Source organism: Micromonospora sp. NPDC007208 (assembly GCF_042869175.1).
In the GTDB taxonomy this organism is placed as follows: Bacteria; Actinomycetota; Actinomycetes; order Mycobacteriales; family Micromonosporaceae; genus Micromonospora; species Micromonospora foliorum.
This window is the reverse complement of record NZ_JBIAFG010000002.1, coordinates 306,825-324,506: the sequence shown is the minus strand read 5'-3', so window position 1 is coordinate 324,506 and position 17,682 is coordinate 306,825. Positions and strand designations below refer to the sequence as shown.

Here is a 17,682-nt window from a genome sequence, read left to right as displayed (position 1 = left end):
AGGCTGGGCCGGTGAGCATCCACCGCCCCGCGCTCCTGACCGACCACTACGAGCTGACCATGGTCAGCGCGGCACTGAAGGACGGCACCGCCGATCGTCGGTGTGTCTTCGAGGTGTTCAGCCGCCGGTTGCCGAGCGGCCGCCGCTACGGCGTGGTCGCCGGGACGGCCCGGCTGATCGAGCTGATCCGCGACTTCCGGTTCGACACCACCGAGGTGGAGTTCCTGCGGCGGACCGGAGTGGTCGACGAGGCGGCGGCGGCGTGGCTCACCGACTACCGCTTCACCGGCGACGTCGACGGGTACGCCGAGGGTGAGCTGTTCTTCCCCGGTTCTCCGATCCTCACCGTGTCCGGTGGTTTCGCCGAATGTGTGGTGCTGGAGACGCTGGCGCTGTCCGTGCTCAACCACGACAGCGCGGTGGCCGCGGCGGCGGCCCGGATGGTGACCGCGGCGCGGGGCCGGGCACTGATCGAGATGGGGTCGCGGCGGGCGCACGAGGAGGCGGCGGTGGCCGCGGCGCGGGCGGCGTACCTGGCCGGGTTCCGGTTCACGTCCAACCTCGCCGCCGGTGCGCGCTACGGCATCCCCACGGCGGGCACGGCGGCGCACGCGTTCACCCTCCTGCACGACGACGAGCGGGCGGCGTTCGCCTCGCAGGTCGCCACGCTGGGCAAGGACACCACGCTGCTTGTCGACACGTACGACATCAGCCAGGGCATCCGCAACGCGATCGCGGTGGCCGGGCCGGAACTGCGCGCGATACGGATCGACTCCGGCGACCTCGCGGTGATCGCTCAGCAGTCCCGGGAGTTGCTCGACTCGCTGGGCGCCACCGAGACCAAGATCATCGTTTCCGGTGACCTGGACGAGTACGCGATCGCCGCGCTGGCCGCCGAACCGGTGGACATGTACGGCGCCGGCACGGCCGTGGTCACCGGCTCCGGGGCACCGACCGCCGGTCTGGTCTACAAGCTGGTCGAGGTCGAGGGACGGCCGGTGGTGAAGCGCTCGGAGCACAAGGCGACCATCGGCGGCCGAAAGGTCGCGGTCCGCCGGCACAAGCCGACCGGCACCGCCACCGAGGAGGTCATCGTCCCGCAGGGCGTTCCGGACCGGCAGCCCAACGACCGCCTGCTCCAGCACTCGTACGTGGTTGCCGGTGAGCCGGTGCCGCTGCCCACCCTCGACGAGTCACGGGAGCACCTGCGGGAGTGTCTGATCTCCATCCCGTGGGAGGGGCTGAAGCTCTCGACCGGTGACCCGGCAGTCCCGGTCACCGTCGTACCCGCTGGCTGAGTCATCCCCCGGAACGCAGCCGACCGACCGCCCGGAAAGAGGAACCCGATGGCCAACGCGCTGATCATCGTGGACGTGCAGAACGACTTCTGCGAGGGCGGCTCGCTGGCCGTCGCCGGCGGCGCAGGGGTGGCCGCCGGCATCTCCCGGTTGCTCGCCGCCGAGCCGGACCGGTGGGCGCACGTGGTCGCCACCAAGGACTACCACGTCGACCCGGGTGCTCACTTCGGCGATCCGCCGGATTTCGTGGAGTCCTGGCCCCGGCACTGTGTGGTCGGCACCAGCGGTTCGGAATTCCACCCGGAACTGGACACCGCCCGGGTCGAGGTGATCTTCCACAAGGGCGAGCACGCTGCGGCGTACTCCGGTTTCGAGGGGCATGCCGACGACGGCGAGTGCCTGGCCGACTGGCTGCGCCGGCACGACGTGGACCGGGTCGACGTGGTGGGCATCGCCACGGACCACTGCGTCCGGGCGACCGCGCTGGACGCCGCCCGGGAGGGTTTCGCCACCACCGTGCTGCTCGAGTTGACCGCCGCGGTCGCCCCGGCGACCACCGACGTGGCCCTCCGGGCGATGGAGGGCGCCGGGGTGATCATGCACGGCCAGCCTGTGATCAGGGCCGCATGAGGCGGTAATTGGTTGGCCAAGGGGCCGCCGCCGGTCGAGGATGTCGCCGGAGGTACGGACCCACGTGAACATGAAGCCTTACCGGCGGGCACTCGCCCTGCCCGGCCTGCGGTCGCTGCTGCTGGTCGCCGTCCTCGCCCGCATCCCGCTCACCGCGACCGGGGTGACGCTGACCTTCCACGTGGTGCTCGATCTTGATCGGGGCTACGGGGCGGCCGGCCTGGTGGGTGCGGCCGTCACCGTGGGCGCGGCCATCGGCGGGCCACTGCTCGGCCGACTGGTGGACCGGCGTGGACTGCGCCCGGTCCTGGTGCTCACCGGGATCGCCGAGGCGATCTTCTGGTCCACCGCGCCCTCACTGGCGTACCACGTGCTCCTACCGGCCGCCTTCGTGGCCGGCTCGCTGGCGCTGCCCATCTTCTCCGTGGTCCGTCAGTCGATCGCCGCGCTGGTCCCCGATGACCAACGCCGACCGGCCTACGCACTGGACTCGATGTCGGTGGAGCTTTCCTTCATGATCGGTCCGGCGTTGGCGGTGGCCCTGGTCACCGCGATCTCCGCGCAGACCACCATGTATCTGGTCGGCGGCGGCATCGTCGCCGCCGGGATCGCCCTGTGGCTGGTCAACCCACCGATCCGGGGCGCCGCCGAGCCCACCGGCCCACGGCGGCCGGTGCCACGCCGGGAGTGGTTGACCCCCCGACTGCTCGCCATCCTGGCGCTCAGCGCCGCCGCGACCCTGGTGCTCGGTGGCACCGACGTGGCGGTGGTCGCCGTCCTGCGGGCCAGCGGCGAGGTCGGCTGGACGGGTGCGGTCCTGGCCATCTGGGCGGTCGCCTCGCTGGCCGGCGGTTTCGCCTACGGGGCCGTGCACCGCTCGTTCTCCCCGCTGGCGCTGACCGCGGCACTGGCTCTGTGCACCATCCCGGTGGGGCTGGGCGGCGCGCACTGGTGGCTGCTGTGCCTGGCGCTGATCCCCGCCGGCGCGCTCTGCGCGCCGACCATCGCCGCCGGCTCGGACGCGGTCAGCCGCCTGGTTCCGGCCGAGGTACGCGGTGAGGCGATGGGCCTGCACGGCTCGGCGGTCACCGTCGGCATCGCGGTCGGCGCACCGCTCGCCGGCGCGGTGATCGACGCCAGCGCGCCACTCTGGGGCTTCGTGGTGACCGGTGCGCTCGGCGCGCTGGTCACCCTGGTGATACTCCCGATCGAGCTGCGCCGCCGCCGCAACGGCGACGCGGAAACCCCGCAGCCCGCCGAGGCCGACCTCACCCCCGCCGCCCACTGACGACTGCGCCCACGTCACCGGGTGGGCCGGGATAGGCGGTCCGGGATGGGCGGGTGGAACGCGCAGCAATCCGCCGGGCAGCCGGCCCATGCATGCTGAAAAGCCTGATGTCTGTGAGTCATCAACATGACTCACAGACATCAGGCTTTTCAGGCACATAGCCCCTTCGGAGCCAGACCGGCTCGAACGGCCGAACCGAGCCCAGCTAGACCGGCCAGCCGATTCCGGCTAGATAGACACAGGCGACGCGTCGGTGAAGGGACGGTCGAGCGGCCAGGAACGGGCGGGCGGGGCGCGGGAGTCACGTTGGCCGGAGATGGCGACGGGCGCCGCTCCCGGTGTCCCGGGGGGCGGCGCCCGTCGTACTGCTGAGCTTGAGCGTCAGTGCCGGTCGGCGTCGCTCGCGGTGTCCTCGCGGTAGCTGGCCCCGCCGTCCGACTCGCTGGTGAGCGGCTTGGCGCCACCCTCCGGCGGGCCGGCCAGGCTCTGACCACCGGCAGCCAACTCCGGGAACTTCGCGTCGAACGCCGGCCGCTCGGAACGGATCCGGGGCATCTTGTCGAAGTTGCGCAGCGGCGGCGGGCTGCTGGTCGCCCACTCCAGCGAGTTGCCGTGACCCCAGGGGTCGTTCACCTCGACCACTGGACCGGTCTTGTACGACTTCCAGCAGTTGTAGATGAAGGGCAGCGTGGAGATACCGGTGATGAACGCGCCGATCGTGGAGATCGTGTTCAGCGTGGTGAAGCCGTCGCTGGGCAGGTAGTCGGCGTACCGGCGGGGCATGCCCTCGTTGCCGAGCCAGTGCTGCACCAGGAACGTGGTGTGGAAGCCGATCATGGTGAGCCAGAAGTGCACCTTGCCCAGGCGCTCGTCGAGCATCCGGCCGAACATCTTCGGGAACCAGAAGTAGATGCCGGCGAAGACCGCGAACACGATGGTGCCGAAGAGCACGTAGTGGAAGTGCGCCACCACGAAGTACGAGTCCGACACGTGGAAGTCGATCGGCGGGCTGGCCAGCAGCACACCGGTGAGACCACCGAAGAGGAAGGTGACCAGGAAGCCGACAGCCCAGAGCATGGGCGTCTCGAAGCTGATCTGGCCCCGCCACATGGTGCCGATCCAGTTGAAGAACTTCATACCGGTCGGCACGGCGATCAGGTAGCTCAGGAAGCTGAAGAACGGCAGCAGCACCTGGCCGGTGGCGAACATGTGGTGCGCCCAGACGCTCATGGAGAGCGCGGCGATCGCGACGGTCGCGGCGACCAGACCCTTGTAGCCGAAGATCGGCTTGCGGGAGAAGACCGGGATGACCTCGCTGATGATGCCGAAGAACGGCAGCGCCACGATGTAGACCTCGGGGTGCCCGAAGAACCAGAACAGGTGCTGCCAGAGCATCGGCCCACCGGTTGCCGGGTCGTACACGTGCGCACCGAGGATGCGGTCCGCGGCGAGCGCGAACAGCGCGGCGGCCAGCAGCGGGAAGACCAGGATCACCAGGAGGCTGGTGACCAGGATGTTCCACGTGAAGATCGGCATCCGGAACATGGTCATGCCGGGCGCGCGCAGGGTCAGCACCGTGGTGATCATGTTCACGGCACCGAGGATGGTGCCCAGACCGGAGATGGCCAGACCCATGATCCACATGTTGGCGCCGACGCCGGGCGAGTGCTCGACGCTGCTCAGCGGCGCGTACGCGAACCAGCCGAAGTCGGCGGCGCCACCCGGGGTGATGAACCCGGCGGTCGCCATCGTCCCGCCGAACAGGTACAGCCAGTAGGCGAAGCTGTTCAGCCGGGGGAAGGAGACGTCGGGCGCGCCGATCTGGATCGGCACAATGTAGTTCGCGAACGCGAACACGATCGGCGTCGCGAAGAACAGCAACATGATCGTGCCGTGCATGGTGAAGAGCTGGTTGTACTGCTCGGGCGACAGGAACTGCAGCCCGGGTCGGGCCAGCTCAGCCCGCATGACCAGAGCCATCAGGCCACCGATCATGAAGAACACGAACGCGGTGATCATGTACATGATCCCGATTTGCTTCGCGTCCGTGGTTCGCAGCAGCCGCGCGATGGCCGACCCCTTGACCGGCTCCCGGACCGGCCAGGGCCGGGTCACGACCGGCTTGGGTGCGACGGTGGTCACGAGTGGCCTCCGGTTCTCGGTTGTCCCGCTCGGCACACGCTGGTTATCGGCGGGCCGTCATCCGCAAGGAGGATAGTCCCCGGCAGGTCGCAGCGCCGCGTGGGGTGGCGTGACACGATCTACTACGGGCCTACAGCGGGCCGAGCAGGAGCCGGTAGTGCTCCCCGAAGATCCGGTCGCCGCGTCCGCGCAGCAGCGGGTCGCGCAGCGCCGGCGGCACGTCCCTGGTCCGGTTGCGGTCCCGGGTCCGGTCCCGCACCCATCGGGTACGCGGACGGCGACGACTTTCGTACGCCACGAGCGCCGCCTCCACGCTGTTCGCGGCGTGCAGCGACTCGGCCAGCACCACGGCGTCCTCCAACGCCATGGCCGCGCCCTGGGACAGGGTCGGCGCGGTGGCGTGCGCGGCGTCGCCGACCAGCAGGACGCGCCCCCGGTACCAGCGGCCCAACTCCACCTCGTCGGTGATCCCGACGTGCACCTCGTCAAGCGCCGCCAGCACCTCGGGCACCGGGCCGCGGTAGTCGGCGAAGAGCTCCCGCAGCCGGGCCAGCGGGTCGGCGGGTTCCTTGGTGCCGGCCTCGTCCGCGTAGAGGTGCAGTCGACCGGCACCGATCGGCACCATCAGGAAACCGGAGCGCTGGCCGAGCAGTGCGGTCCACTCGGTGACCGGTGGGCCGTCGCGCAGGACGGCCCGGTAGACCACCTGCCCGACCGGGCGCGGCGGCCCACCGAGCGCGGCCAGCGCGCGAACCGAGGAGCGTGGCCCGTCGGCACCGATGACCAGGTCGTACTCCGTGGTGGTGCCGTCGGTGAAGGTGACGCCGACCGCGCCCGGGAGCAGGTCCAGGGTGCGGACCTCGGCGCCGTGCCGGACGGCGCCGCCGGCACCGCTGAGCAGCACCCGGTGCAGGTCGGCCCGGGGCAGCGCCCGGCACTCGCCGACGCCGGCCCAGAGGGCGTCGAGGTCGACCTCGCAGAGTTGCGCGCCGGCGGCGTCGAAGAACCGCTGCCGCCGGATCACCTGCCCGATCGGTCGGACCGGGTCGTGCAGGTCGAGCCGGTGTAGTGCGCGGGCGGCGTTGCCGGGCAGGTAGAGACCGGTCTCGGTGGACTCCCCCGGTGGCAGCTTGTCGGTGACGTCGGGCCGGAAGCCCGCCAGGCGCAGCGCCCGGGCTACGGCCAGGCCGGCGATGCCCGCGCCGACGACGAGGATGCGCAGGGGGGAGCCACCCATGGTGGTGTACGCCTCCGGAGGGGGAGCGGCACGCGTTGGAGGCAACACGCTACTCGGAGCGATCGGCGCACACCAGGCCCAATCGGTCCGCACCCCGCCGCTCGTCGGGGACCCACGCCGCTTGGCCGGCCGTCCGTCGCCAGCCGTCCGGCGGGGGCATGGCAATCCTCACAATTCACCAGTTCACCGCGTACGGTTGCGCAGCAGTTTCAGACATGTAAATGTGTCGTTGAGCGTGGGAGCGCTCCCGCACTGCCCCCACCACATCCGGCGCCCGGCACGCGCCGAGTCAAGGAGCGTCATGAAACGTCAACTTCGGGCCCTGGCCGCCGCCGGGCTGCTGGTCGCCAGTTCGCTGGTGGCCGTGGCCCTCGGCGGCAGCGCCTCCGCCGACACCCAGATCTGCGAACAGTACGGCTCGGCCGTCATCCAGGGCCGGTACGTGGTGCAGAACAACCGCTGGGGCACCACCGCCCAGCAGTGCATCAACGTCACCAGCAACGGCTTCGAGATCACCACTCTGAACGGCAGCAGTCCCACCAACGGGGCGCCCACGGCGTACCCCTCGGTGTTCTTCGGTTGTCACTACACCAACTGCTCCCCCGGCACGAACCTGCCGATCCAGGTGAGCCAGATCAGCAGCGCCACCAGCAGCATCTCCTACCGCTACGTCAGCGGCGCCACCTACAACGCGTCGTACGACATCTGGCTGGACCCGTCGCCCAAGCGGGACGGGGTGAACCAGATGGAGATCATGATCTGGCTCAACCGGCAGGGTCCGATCCAGCCCATCGGTTCGGTCGTCGGCACGGCCAACCTGGCCGGCCGCACCTGGGAGGTCTGGCGGGGCAGCAACGGCTCCAACAACGTCATCTCCTACGTCGCGTCGTCGGCGGTCTCCAGCCTGAACTTCAGCGTGCTGGACTTCATCAACGACACCCGCAACCGGGGCGCGATCACCAACTCCTGGTACCTGACCAGCATCCAGGCCGGTTTCGAGCCGTGGCAGGGCGGCGTCGGCCTCGCGGTCACGTCGTTCTCGGCCAACGTCAACGGCGGTGGAAACCCCACCACCCCGCCGCCGACGACCCCGCCGCCGGGCGGTGGCGCGAGCTGCGCGGTGAAGTACACGGCGAACTCGTGGAACAACGGCTTCACGGCCGACGTACAGATCACCAACACCGGCTCCAGCGCGCTCAACGGTTGGACGTTGACCTACAGCCTGCCCAGTGGTCAGCAGGTCACCAGCGCCTGGAACGCCACGGTGAGCCAGAGCGGATCGACGGTGACCGCCCGGAACGTCGGCCACAACGGGTCGGTCGCACCCGGTGGCACGGCCAGCTTCGGCTACCAGGGCAACCTGAGCGGGTCGTACTCGTCGCCGACCAGCTTCTCGCTCAACGGGGCGACCTGCTCCCGCACCTGAGCCGGCACCACGATGTGCGGGGGCGTGACCTGGACGGTCATGCCCCCGCACGTCGCTGGGAGTGGGATTGCCCACTGACGGCGCGACAATTCGCGCGGCCACCCCGCCGGCATCGCGAGTGAAAGAATCACGCTTAACTATGCATTAATATTATCTGCGTACCTTCCGAACATGTCGGTTATAGCGCTATTTCGGTACGACGTCCCCTCGTCGATCGTTGTCTTCCTGATCGCCATCCCGTTGTCCCTCGGCATCGCTGCCGCCTCCGGAGCACCACTGCTGGCCGGGTTGATCGCCGCCGTCGTGGGCGGGATAGTCGCCGGCGCGCTCAGCGGCGCGCCACTCCAGGTCAGCGGGCCAGCGGCTGGGCTCACCGTGATCGTCGCGGGCACCATCGCCGAGTTCGGCTTCGCCGGCACCGCCGCGATCGTGACCGTCGCCGGGCTGCTGCAGATCCTGCTGGGCATCACCCGCCTCGGGCGGGCCGCGCTCGCTCTGTCGCCAACAGTCGTACACGGGATGCTGGCCGGCATCGGCCTGGTCATTGCGCTGAGCCAGGTCCACGTAGCGCTCGGCGGCGCGCCGCAGAGCTCGGCGTGGGCGAATCTCCGTGACCTACCCGGCCAGGTCGCCGACTACCACAGCGTTTCCGTGCTGCTCGGCGCGCTGACCATGACGCTGTTGCTGATCTGGTCACGTCTGGTCAAGACCACCATGCTGCCGGCGACCCTGGTGGCGGTGGTGGTTGCCACTGTGGTCGCGGCGGCCCTCGGCGCCGACGTGGAGCGGGTGAACCTGCCCGCCAACCCCTTGAGCGCGCTCACCTTCGCCCGCTGGCCCGACGCACCGCTGTGGGAGGTCCTCCCGGCAGTCATCACCATCGCCCTGGTGGCGAGCGTGGAATCTCTTCTCTCAGCGGTGGCCGTCGACCGCATGCACCACGGCGCACGGGCGAACCTCGATCGTGAACTCATCGCTCAGGGCGCCGCGAACGCCGTATCCGGAACGCTCGGCGGCCTCCCGGTCACCGGCGTCATCGTGCGCAGCTCGGCCAACGTCGCGGCCGGGGCACGCACCCGAGCCTCGACCATCCTGCACGGAGTCTGGATCGCCGGGTTCGTGATGGCCGGCGCCGTACTGCTGGAAATGATCCCGATGGCCGTGCTCGCCGCCGTCCTCGTGGTGGTCGGCCTGCGACTGGTGAGCCTCGCCCAGATCCGCATGTACGCCCGGCACCGGGAGCTGCCCATCTATGTGATCACCGCGGTCGGCGTGGCCGCGACCGACCTGCTCATCGGGGTCGGGCTGGGCATGGCCACGGCGGTGCTCTTCATGTTGCGGCGGTTGGCCCGGTGCGACATTCACGTCACCGAGCCGGACTCCGGCACCTGGCTCGTGTCGATCACCGGAACACTCGCCTTCGTCGCCTCCGGGCGACTCACCCGCCGACTCGCCGCCCTGCCCCCGGGGCAGCACGTCGTGCTCGAACTGCACCTGGACTATCTCGACCACGGCGCCTACGAGACCGTCCGCGACTGGCAGGCGTCCTACACGCGGTCCGGTGGCAACGTCGAGGTCAGCGAGGTACACGGCTCGTGGTTGCATCGTGCGGGCACCGACGGGCTCGGCACCGGCAAACGCACCTCCCCATGCGTGACGCGGGGTCGTCAGTCTCCGGATGCGCATGGGCACGTTGAGCTGCCCCTCGCAAACCCTCGGGTTCCGTAAAGTCGGGGCATCCTCGCCCTGGACACCCCGACTTTACGAAGGCCGGGTGGATCAGTACGCCGACATCGCCGCCCGTACTGGGCAGGGGCCGTCAGACGCGGGTGAGGCGTACGGCGTCGGCGACGACCAGGCCGGTGGCGTTGCTCCACCGGCTCACGCCCACCCGGTTGGCGTCGCCCGCCGGCAGCGCGAACGTGCCGAGAATCCGCCACTGCCCGCCGGTGACCCGCTGGTCGACCCGGACGGTCTGGTTGCCGGTGCTGGTGGCGACGATGTACGGGGCGGCGCTGTTGTAGCCCGAATTCGCCGGCCACCAGGCCTCGACCCGGTAGTTACCGGCCGCCGGGACGTTGAACCGGTACCACGCGACATCGCTGGCGGCGACCGGGTCCGCGTACCGGTAGTCGGCGCCGTACCGCTGACTGGAGTACGACGACACGCCCCAGTTGGCGCTGGCGGTGAACCGGCCACTGGTGGTGTTGTCCACCGTGGAGGACCATGCCGTGCCGCCGCCGGCCATTCTCGCCGCCACGTCGGCGCGCATGACGTTCAGGTCGATGAAGGAAGGGTCGATCTTGCCGGTGGTGCTGGTCTCCCGGTGGCCCCGGGCGTAGCTGCTGTCCCGGCCGAGGCGGGTGAGCACGGCGGCGGTGGCGGCCAGCGACGCGTTGTACTGCGCGGCCGTCATCTCCTGGTTGACGCCGTTGTAGTCGATCTCCCACCCGATCATGAGGGTGTTGCCGTCCCCGGCCGGGATCGGTCCGCTGCCGCCGCTGACCCCGGCGTGGTTGCACCGGCCGGCGGAGATGACGTGGAAGACACCGTTGTAGTCGACGAGCGCCTGGCACAGCGGCCCCGGCAGGTCGGACCGGCCGTTGATGCAGATGCCGAGCGCCGGGTGCGGGTTGCTGGCGCTGGAGGTGGAGGCGGTGTGGTGCCAGAGCACCCCGATCGGGTCGAAGGAGCCGGGCCGCATCCGGTTGAGCCAGTCCCCCTCGACGACGACCTGGACCCCGGCGGCGCGCAGCACGTCCACCAGCCAGGGAATCGTCGCCATCAGGCGTCCTGAAGCAGGTCGGCGAGGCACTCGGCCTTCGGCGCGGCGTTCGCCGCGGTGGGTCGGGCGACGACGGTCAGGGCGGCGACCACCAGGGCGGGGATGCCGAGCACCCCACGGCGGCGCAGACGGATGGACGGTGTTCGGGCCATGGCGATCCTCCAGCGACGGCGGGTACGAACGGATCGACGAACGTGATGACGGGCACGCTATACCGTCACGTACGTCGATGTCGATACCCTTCAATGCCGGGTCACGCGCTGAAGGAATTCGCCGATTCAGACCTCGCCGAGCGCGTCGATGTCGCGCATCTCCTCGGCCGTGAGCGAGAAGTGGAAGACGTCGAAGTTGGCGGTGATCCGCTCCGGGGTCACCGACTTCGGGATCACCACGATCTCGTGGTCGATGTGCCAGCGCAGCACCACCTGCGCGGGGGAGACGCCGTGCGCGGCGGCGATCCTGGTCAACACCGGGTCGCTGAGGTCGCTGGTCTTGAACGGGCTGTACCCCTCCAGCACCACGCCCCGGTCCCGGTGCTCGGCGTGCCGCTGCCGGTCGTACAGCGACGGGCTCCACCGGATCTGGTTGACCGCCGGGTTCTCCTCGGTGGACTGGATCAGCTCGTCGATCTCGGGGGTGCTGTAGTTGCTCACCCCGACCGCCCGGACGAGGTTCTCGTCCCGGGCGGCGAGCAGCTCGCGCCAGAGCGGGATGCTGTCCCCCGCCGACGACGGCGGCCAGTGGATCAGCCAGAGGTCCACGTGCTCGACGCCGAGCGCCTCCAGGCTGGCCTCCAGCGTCGCGCGCTCCCGGCCCACCCGGTCCGGCGGGAGCTTGGTGGTGATGAAGACGTCCTCCCGGCGCAGACCGCTCTCCCGCACCGCCCGGCCGACCTCCCGCTCGTTGCCGTACATCGTCGCGGTGTCGAGGTGCCGGTAGCCGGTGTCGAGCGCGGCCAGCACGGCGTCGTAGCCGGCCTGGCCGGTGGCCTGCCAGGTGCCGAAGCCGAGCAGGGGCATCCGCACGTCACCGGGGAGCAGGGCGGTGGGCTGGTCGGTGAGGTCCATGAGGTCCGTTCTACCCCGCCGCGCCCCCGGCCGCCGAGCGAACCGGACACTCCGGCGTCCAGCGCACCGGCCCGATGTGCCGGACAATGCGGGGGTGACCGACCGGCTGGAGGAGTACCGGCGACGGCGGGACGCGGCACGCACACCCGAGCCGGTGCCGTCGGAGAGCCCGCCGCCGGCCGGCCCCGACGCCGACGCCGGCCGCTTCGTCATCCAGCAGCACCACGCCCGCAGCCTGCACTGGGACCTGCGCCTGGAGCACGAGGGGGTGCTCGCGTCCTGGGCGGTGCCCCGGGGTCTCCCCCGCGATCCGGGCCGCAACCACCTGGCCGTGCACACCGAGGACCACCCGATGGAGTACCTCGACTTCGCCGGCGAGATCCCCGCCGGCGAGTACGGCGGCGGCCGGATGCTGATCCACGACCGGGGCACCTACCGGTGCGAGAAGTGGCGCGACGACGAGGTGATCGTGACGCTCTCCGGTGAGCGGACCGCCGGCCGCTACGTCCTCTTCGCCACCGGCGGGCGGGACTGGATGGTCCGACGTACCGATTCGGCGCCGCCGGGCTGGACACCGATGCCGGATCTGGTCCGGCCGATGCACGCCACGCCCGCCGCCGGGCTCCCCCGCGACCGTGCCGCATGGGGGTACGAGCTGCGCTGGGACGGCGTCCGGGCGATGGCGTACGTCTCCGGCGGGCGACTGCGGCTGCTCTCCGAGACCGACGAGGAGATCACCGGCGGGTACCCGTGGCTGCGCCCGATGGCCGAGGCGCTCGCGCCCACCGAGGCGGTGCTCGACGGTGTGCTGGTCCGCATCGACGGCGCCGGGCGGGTCCGCCCGGTCCGGCCGGCCACCGGCAGCCGGGTCCCCGCCGGCGCCCAGTACCTGATCGTGGACCTGCTCTGGTTGGAGGGCGTGAGCAGCGTCGACGTGCCGTACGCGCAACGCCGGGAGCTGCTCGATGGGCTGGTCTTGGCCGGTACGCACTGGCAGACTCCGCCGTGGTTCCCGGGCGCGGGCGACGAGGCCCTGCGCGCCGGGCAGGAACAGGGCCTGCCGGGTGTGGTCGCCAAGCGACTGGACTCGGTCTACCAGCCGGGGCGGCGCAGCCGGCACTGGCTGAGCATCGACGCGGTGTGACGGCGAGGAGCGACGTGTACCTGACCCACCTGGACTGCCCGCGCTGCGGCAAGGAGTACGCCGCCGACCGGTTACAGAACCTCTGCGAGTGCGGATCGCCGCTACTGGCCCGCTACGACCTGCCGGCCGTGGCGAAGGCGGTCACCCCGGAACGCTTTCCGCTGCGCCCGGCCGACCTGTGGCGCTACCGGGAGCTGCTGCCGGTCGCCGACCCCCGGCACGTCACCACGCTGGGCGAGGGCTGGACGCCGCTGCTGCGCGCCCCGGCGTACGGCGCCGAGATCGGCATCACCGACCTGATGGTCAAGGACGAGGGGCTGATCCCGACCGGCTCGTTCAAGGCCCGGGGCGCGGCGGTCGGGGTGAGCCGGGCCCGCGAGCTGGGCGTCGAGCGGATCGCGATGCCCACCAACGGCAACGCCGGGTCGGCCTGGGCCACGTACGCGGCGCGGGCCGGGATGGGCGCGACAATCGTCATGCCGCTGGGTGCGCCGAGCATCTGCCGGCGCGAGTGCGTCGCCGCCGGCGCCGACCTGCGCCTGATCGACGGGCTGATCGGCGACGCCGGTCGGCGGGTGGCCGAGCTGATCGCGGAGTCGAACGGGGCGATCTTCGACGCCGGCACGCTGCGCGAGCCCTACCGACTGGAGGGCAAGAAGACGATGGGGTACGAGATCGTCGAGCAGCTCGGCTGGCAGGCGCCCGACGTGATCATCTATCCGACCGGCGGCGGGGTCGGTCTGATCGGCATCCACAAGGCGCTGCACGAGCTGCGCGAGCTGGGCTGGGTCGGCGACAAGCTGCCTCGACTGGTGGCGGTGCAGTCCACCGGCTGCGCGCCGATCGTGCGGGCGTTCGCCGCCGGTGAGGATCGGGCGCAGCCGTGGGCGGACGCGCACACGGTGGCGTTCGGCATCACCGTGCCGGCCCCGCTGGGCGACGAGCTGATCCTGGCGGCGCTGCGGGAGTCCTCCGGCACGGCCGTCGCCGTCGACGACGCGGACATCCTTGCCGACCTGCGGGACTTCGCCGCCCGGGAGGGGCTGCTGCTCTGCCCGGAGGGGGCGGCCTGCCTCACGGCGGCTCGGCAACTGCGCGCCGGCGGGTGGATCCGGGCCGGTGAGCGGGTGGTGGTGCTCAACACCGGCGCCGGGCTGAAGTACCCGGACACGGTCGACGTGTCCGGCGTACCCCTGATGGTGTGAGGTGACGGCACCCCGCGGACCGGGCGGTCCGCGGGGTGCCGTCGTGCCGGTCTACTGGTAGCTGATGTCGGAGGGCGAGTAGAGGCAGTTGACGCCGTCGGCGCCCTCGCCGATCTCGGTCGGCTCGCTGCCCTTCGGTACGCCCTTGTACTTCACGCAGATCGAGGTCTCCCGGTCCGGGTCGCCGACGATGGTGATCCGGCTGAACCGGGCGGTGTCGCCCCAGTTGGTGTTGATGCCGGCGATCGCGTCGGTGTTCCGGACGATCACGTTGTCGAGCACCACGTGCCGCTGGTACGACGTGGAGCAGTTGCCGCAGGCGCGGTAGAGCTTGCCGGCGTTCTCCACCCGGAAGTTCTTGATGTAGACGGTGCCCGAGCCGTTGTGCTGGAAGACCTTGTCGCTGGCGGAGCGGGCCCCACCGCCGTCGACGGTGTACGTGGTGCCGCCGCGGAAGGTCGCCGCGTCCTCGCCGACGTCCTCCCACCAGACGTTGATCAGGGTGCAGTTGCCCTCACAGTGCACGCCGTCGCCGGCCGGGGCACCGATGATCACGTTGCGCAGGGTGGCGCCGGCGGCCAGCTCGAACATCGGGTCCTGGCTCTCGCTCTGCCCACCGTCACCGATGCCGTAGTAGCGCTTGAGCCCACCGTCGAACGTGCCGGAGACCGCGATCGTCGCGTCCACCTTCTGGCTGCTGGTGGGCGTCGGCCAGCCAGCCGCCGGAGGTGTGGTGGTCGGCGGCGGCGTGGTCGGTGGCGGAGTGGTGGTCGGTGGCGGCGTGGTCGGGGTGCCGCCGCCGGACGAGTCGACGACCACGTCGTCGAAGCCGCCGCTGGCGTACGCGGTGACCAGGCCGATGCGGCCCGCGCCGGCCAGGCTGTTTGCTGCCGGACGCGATCTGGGCGCCGTTGACGAAGCCGCGGATGGTGCTGCCGCTGGTCTCGATGCGCAGGGTGTACCAGCTGCCGGTGCCGATGCCCAACGCGGCGGAACCGATCGCCGTGACGGAGCTGCCGTTGACCGCCTGGAGTTCGGCCCGACCGGAGCCGAGCAGGGCCAGCCGGTACATCTTGGTGCTGCTGCTGGACCGGGCGGCGAGCCCGACCAGGGCGCTGGACGAGCCGAAGCTCGTCGGCCTGACCCGGGCCTGCACGGAGTAGTTGGTCCAGCTGGTCTGGCCGGCGAACTGCCGGGCCAGCTCGCTGCCGGTGTTGGACTGGTTGAGCACGCCCGATCCGTCGACAGCCCAGGTGCCACCGGACTTGGACCAGCCGGAGGTGTCGCCGTCGGTGAAGTCGTCGCTGAAGACGGTGGCCGCGAAGGCCGAGGTCATGCCGGCGGCGAGGGCCGCCGCGGTCACCCCGGCGCCCACCGCCAGCAGGAGTGGTCGGCGGCCGGAGAGTCTTCTTTTCTGCACAGGTGTCCTCCTTGACGCATGTGGTGGTGATCCCTCGGCCGCCGTACGGAGACGGGTCGGCACAGCGTGCTGCGCTGAAACGGGATCGGTGTGCGTCCCCGCCGGACGCCCGGATCCGAGGCGGGGTGAAGCGGGATGAAAGCCCAGGGGAAAGGGCTTTCCCACTTCTTCGAGGCTAGGACTGCCCAAGCATCAGCGTCAATGCCTGACGTTTGCAGGTCTGTTGCAGGATTTCAGTAGCTGTCCGGTTCGGTGATCCGCCAGGCCGCGTTGATCAGCCCGATGTGCGAGAGCGCCTGCGGGGTGTTGCCGAGCTGCATCCCGGTGGACAGGTCGATCTGCTCGCTGAACAGCCCCACGTCGTTGGCGTACCCGACGACCCGTTCGAAGAGCGCCTCGGCCCGCTGGGGCTCGCCCGTCATCACCAGGCACTCCACCAGCCAGAACGAGCACAGCAGGAAGCCGGCCGGGTCGGTCGTCCAGCGCCGCAGCAGACCGTCCTCGGTGCCCAGCTCCCGCTCGACCATCGCGATTGTCGAGCGCATCCGCGGGTCGGTGGCCGGTAGGAAGTGGCTAACCGGCAGGGCGAGCACCGAGGCGTCCAACTCCGCCGACCCGAACGCGCCGGTGAACGCACCGATCCGGTCGTTCCACCCCTCGCGCAGCACGGCGTCGCGGATCTCGTCGCGCACCCGGGCCCAGCGATGGCTGTCGGCCCGGTCGCCGAGCCGGTCGGCGAGCCCCACCGCCCGGTCCATGGTGACCCAGCAGGCCACCTTGGACGAGAGGTAGTGGCGCTCCTCGTCCCGGGTCTCCCAGATGCCCCGGTCCGGCAGGCGCCACGTCGCGGCCACCTGCTCGGTCAGCCCGAGCACCATCTCCCGCAACTCGTCCTCGAACGTCGCGCCGAGGTAGTCGCGTAGCCGCCACACCGCCGACATCACCTCACCCGGCACGTCGAGCTGCCGCTGCCGCCAGGCGTCGTTGCCGACCCGCACCGGCCTGCTGTCGCGGTAGCCGCGGAGGTGGGGGCAGTGGTGCTCGGAAATGTCGCGCTCGCCCTCCAGCCCGAAGAGCACCGGGACGGGCTCGTCGCCGAACCGGCCGATCGAGCGGGTCGCCCAGGCGAACAGCCGGGACGTCTCGTCGGGGCAGGCCGCCACCCAGAGCGCCCGCATCGTCCACGAGAAGTCCCGTAGCCAGGAGTAGCGGTAGTCGTAGTTCCGGTCGCCGCCGATCTGCTCCGGCAGCGAGGAGGTCAGCGCCGCGGCGACCGCGCCACTGCGGGCGTACGTGAGGCCGGTCAGGACCGTCGAGCTGTGTTTGACGAGTTCGGGGTAGCGGCCGGAGTACGTGTGCGTCTCCCGGAACGCCTGCCACGCCTGCGTGGTCTCGGCGAGGGTGGTCAGCGGGTCCATCCGGGCCGGCGGATTGCCGTACGCCTCACCGAAGGCGAGGTCCATCCCGATCACCTGACCGGCGGAGACCTCGAACTCGTGGGTCACCCGGTCGGTGCCGGCCCGCAGGTGCAGACCCCCGGCACGCAACATCAGCACGATGGGGCCGGCGCCGGCCAGCACCCCGCCGTCCGGCTGCTCATGCAGGTAGGGCGTGAGCAGGCCGTACTCCGGGCGGGGCGCGAAGTCCAGCGCCATCCGTACCCGCCCGGTGAGCCCCTCGACCACCCGGATCAGCACGGCGGGTGAGTTCCGGCCCAACTCGTGGGCGCGGGCGCCGATCTCGGCGGCCAGGGCGTCGGTGACCGCCACGCTGCCGTGCGGGGTGTGGTGCACCGTCCGCAGCACCAACGTGTCCGGCAGGTACGCGCGCTCCACCCGGTGACGCGGACCGCCGACCCCGACCGGCGCGAGCCGGAAGTGGCCAGCTCCCGGGTCGAGCAGCCGCGCGAACACCGACGACCCGTCGAACCGGTGCGGGCACCACCAGTCGATCGAGCCGTCCTTGCCGACCAGGGCACCCGAACGAGAGTCCGAGAGGAACCCGTAGTCGGAGATCGCCGGCTGCTGCTCCACCCGCCGG

Annotated in this window: 15 protein-coding genes; 7 read left to right on the top strand and 8 right to left on the bottom strand. The window is 70.9% G+C overall.

The genetic code is table 11. The features are described 5' to 3' along the window. The first annotated feature begins 11 nt into the window (after nt 1–11). From ACFYL6_RS04970 to ACFYL6_RS04960, 3 genes are read left to right on the top strand one after another with little or no spacing between them, the layout of a single operon-like run. The gene (locus ACFYL6_RS04970) at nt 12–1,298 is read left to right on the top strand and encodes a nicotinate phosphoribosyltransferase (RefSeq protein WP_387167586.1); all 1,287 of its coding nucleotides are present in this window, start codon (nt 12–14) and stop codon (nt 1,296–1,298) included. A 48-nt stretch (nt 1,299–1,346) separates the two neighbouring features. Next, entirely contained in the window at nt 1,347–1,928 is a 582-nt protein-coding gene (locus tag ACFYL6_RS04965) for an isochorismatase family protein (RefSeq protein WP_387167583.1), read from the top strand. A 40-nt stretch (nt 1,929–1,968) separates the two neighbouring features. Next, nucleotides 1,969–3,216, top strand: a complete 1,248-nt coding sequence (locus ACFYL6_RS04960; protein WP_387167580.1) for an MFS transporter — start codon at nt 1,969–1,971, stop codon at nt 3,214–3,216. A gap of 381 nt (nt 3,217–3,597) precedes the next feature. Here ACFYL6_RS04960 and ctaD read toward each other — a convergent pair whose 3' ends face one another. Together ctaD and ACFYL6_RS04950 are read right to left on the bottom strand one after the other, a co-directional pair. Continuing rightward, a complete protein-coding gene (gene ctaD / locus ACFYL6_RS04955; protein ID WP_387167578.1) occupies nt 3,598–5,358 on the bottom strand; it encodes a cytochrome c oxidase subunit I in 1,761 nt (586 codons plus the stop codon). Nucleotides 5,359–5,488: 130 nt separating this feature from the next. Continuing rightward, the gene (locus ACFYL6_RS04950) at nt 5,489–6,595 is read right to left on the bottom strand and encodes an FAD-dependent monooxygenase (protein WP_387167575.1); all 1,107 of its coding nucleotides are present in this window, start codon (nt 6,593–6,595) and stop codon (nt 5,489–5,491) included. 301 nt (nt 6,596–6,896) lie between these two features. On the opposite strand from ACFYL6_RS04950, the gene ACFYL6_RS04945 reads away from it, so the two are divergent. Continuing rightward, nucleotides 6,897–8,021 (top strand): cellulose binding domain-containing protein, encoded by a 1,125-nt coding sequence (locus ACFYL6_RS04945; protein WP_387167572.1) that lies wholly within the window; start codon nt 6,897–6,899, stop codon nt 8,019–8,021. Between the two features lie 171 nt (nt 8,022–8,192). Continuing rightward, on the top strand, nt 8,193–9,749 hold the full coding sequence (locus ACFYL6_RS04940; protein WP_387167569.1) for a SulP family inorganic anion transporter: 1,557 nt from the start codon (nt 8,193–8,195) through the stop codon (nt 9,747–9,749). Between the two features lie 91 nt (nt 9,750–9,840). Here the strand turns inward: ACFYL6_RS04940 and ACFYL6_RS04935 are convergent, their stop codons facing one another. The 3 genes from ACFYL6_RS04935 to ACFYL6_RS04925 form a co-directional block, all read right to left on the bottom strand. After that, nucleotides 9,841–10,806, bottom strand: a complete 966-nt coding sequence (locus ACFYL6_RS04935; RefSeq protein WP_387167567.1) for an N-acetylmuramoyl-L-alanine amidase — start codon at nt 10,804–10,806, stop codon at nt 9,841–9,843. Beyond that, on the bottom strand, nt 10,806–10,958 hold the full coding sequence (locus tag ACFYL6_RS04930) for a hypothetical protein (RefSeq protein WP_366340342.1): 153 nt from the start codon (nt 10,956–10,958) through the stop codon (nt 10,806–10,808). Before ACFYL6_RS04930 ends, ACFYL6_RS04935 begins: the two co-directional genes overlap by 1 nt. 126 nt (nt 10,959–11,084) lie before the next feature. Beyond that, entirely contained in the window at nt 11,085–11,873 is a 789-nt protein-coding gene (locus tag ACFYL6_RS04925; RefSeq protein ID WP_387167564.1) for an aldo/keto reductase, read from the bottom strand. Between the two features lie 94 nt (nt 11,874–11,967). Here ACFYL6_RS04925 and ACFYL6_RS04920 point away from each other — a divergent pair, with 94 nt between their 5' ends. Continuing rightward, nucleotides 11,968–13,017 carry a DNA polymerase ligase N-terminal domain-containing protein gene (locus tag ACFYL6_RS04920; protein ID WP_387167561.1) on the top strand — a complete coding sequence of 350 codons (1,050 nt, stop codon included), beginning with the start codon at nt 11,968–11,970 and terminating at the stop codon, nt 13,015–13,017. A gap of 14 nt (nt 13,018–13,031) precedes the next feature. Continuing rightward, entirely contained in the window at nt 13,032–14,222 is a 1,191-nt protein-coding gene (locus tag ACFYL6_RS04915) for a threonine synthase (RefSeq protein ID WP_387168251.1), read from the top strand. Nucleotides 14,223–14,273: 51 nt separating this feature from the next. On the opposite strand, the gene ACFYL6_RS04910 is transcribed toward ACFYL6_RS04915, so the two are convergent. From ACFYL6_RS04910 to ACFYL6_RS04900, 3 genes are all read right to left on the bottom strand, one after another. Then, on the bottom strand, nt 14,274–14,909 hold the full coding sequence (locus ACFYL6_RS04910) for a pectate lyase (protein ID WP_387167559.1): 636 nt from the start codon (nt 14,907–14,909) through the stop codon (nt 14,274–14,276). Then, complete coding sequence (locus ACFYL6_RS04905; protein WP_387167556.1) at nt 14,842–15,642, bottom strand: hypothetical protein; 801 nt, start codon at nt 15,640–15,642, stop codon at nt 14,842–14,844. Before ACFYL6_RS04905 ends, ACFYL6_RS04910 begins: the two co-directional genes overlap by 68 nt. 233 nt (nt 15,643–15,875) lie before the next feature. Then, nucleotides 15,876–17,675 carry a glycoside hydrolase family 15 protein gene (locus ACFYL6_RS04900; RefSeq protein WP_387167553.1) on the bottom strand — a complete coding sequence of 600 codons (1,800 nt, stop codon included), beginning with the start codon at nt 17,673–17,675 and terminating at the stop codon, nt 15,876–15,878. Nucleotides 17,676–17,682: the final 7 nt, after the last annotated feature.

Excerpts from the sequence above, each read along its gene's own strand:
- ACFYL6_RS04965 (WP_387167583.1), top strand. The coding sequence starts at position 1,347 with ATGGCCAACGCGCTGATCATCGTGGACGTGCAGAACGACTTCTGCGAG.
- ACFYL6_RS04960 (WP_387167580.1), top strand. The coding sequence starts at position 1,969 with ATGTCGCCGGAGGTACGGACCCACGTGAACATGAAGCCTTACCGGCGG.
- ACFYL6_RS04950 (WP_387167575.1), bottom strand. The coding sequence starts at position 6,595 with ATGGGTGGCTCCCCCCTGCGCATCCTCGTCGTCGGCGCGGGCATCGCC.
- ACFYL6_RS04945 (WP_387167572.1), top strand. The coding sequence starts at position 6,897 with ATGAAACGTCAACTTCGGGCCCTGGCCGCCGCCGGGCTGCTGGTCGCC.
- ACFYL6_RS04940 (WP_387167569.1), top strand. The coding sequence starts at position 8,193 with ATGTCGGTTATAGCGCTATTTCGGTACGACGTCCCCTCGTCGATCGTT.
- ACFYL6_RS04935 (WP_387167567.1), bottom strand. The coding sequence starts at position 10,806 with ATGGCGACGATTCCCTGGCTGGTGGACGTGCTGCGCGCCGCCGGGGTC.
- ACFYL6_RS04930 (WP_366340342.1), bottom strand. The coding sequence starts at position 10,958 with ATGGCCCGAACACCGTCCATCCGTCTGCGCCGCCGTGGGGTGCTCGGC.
- ACFYL6_RS04925 (WP_387167564.1), bottom strand. The coding sequence starts at position 11,873 with ATGGACCTCACCGACCAGCCCACCGCCCTGCTCCCCGGTGACGTGCGG.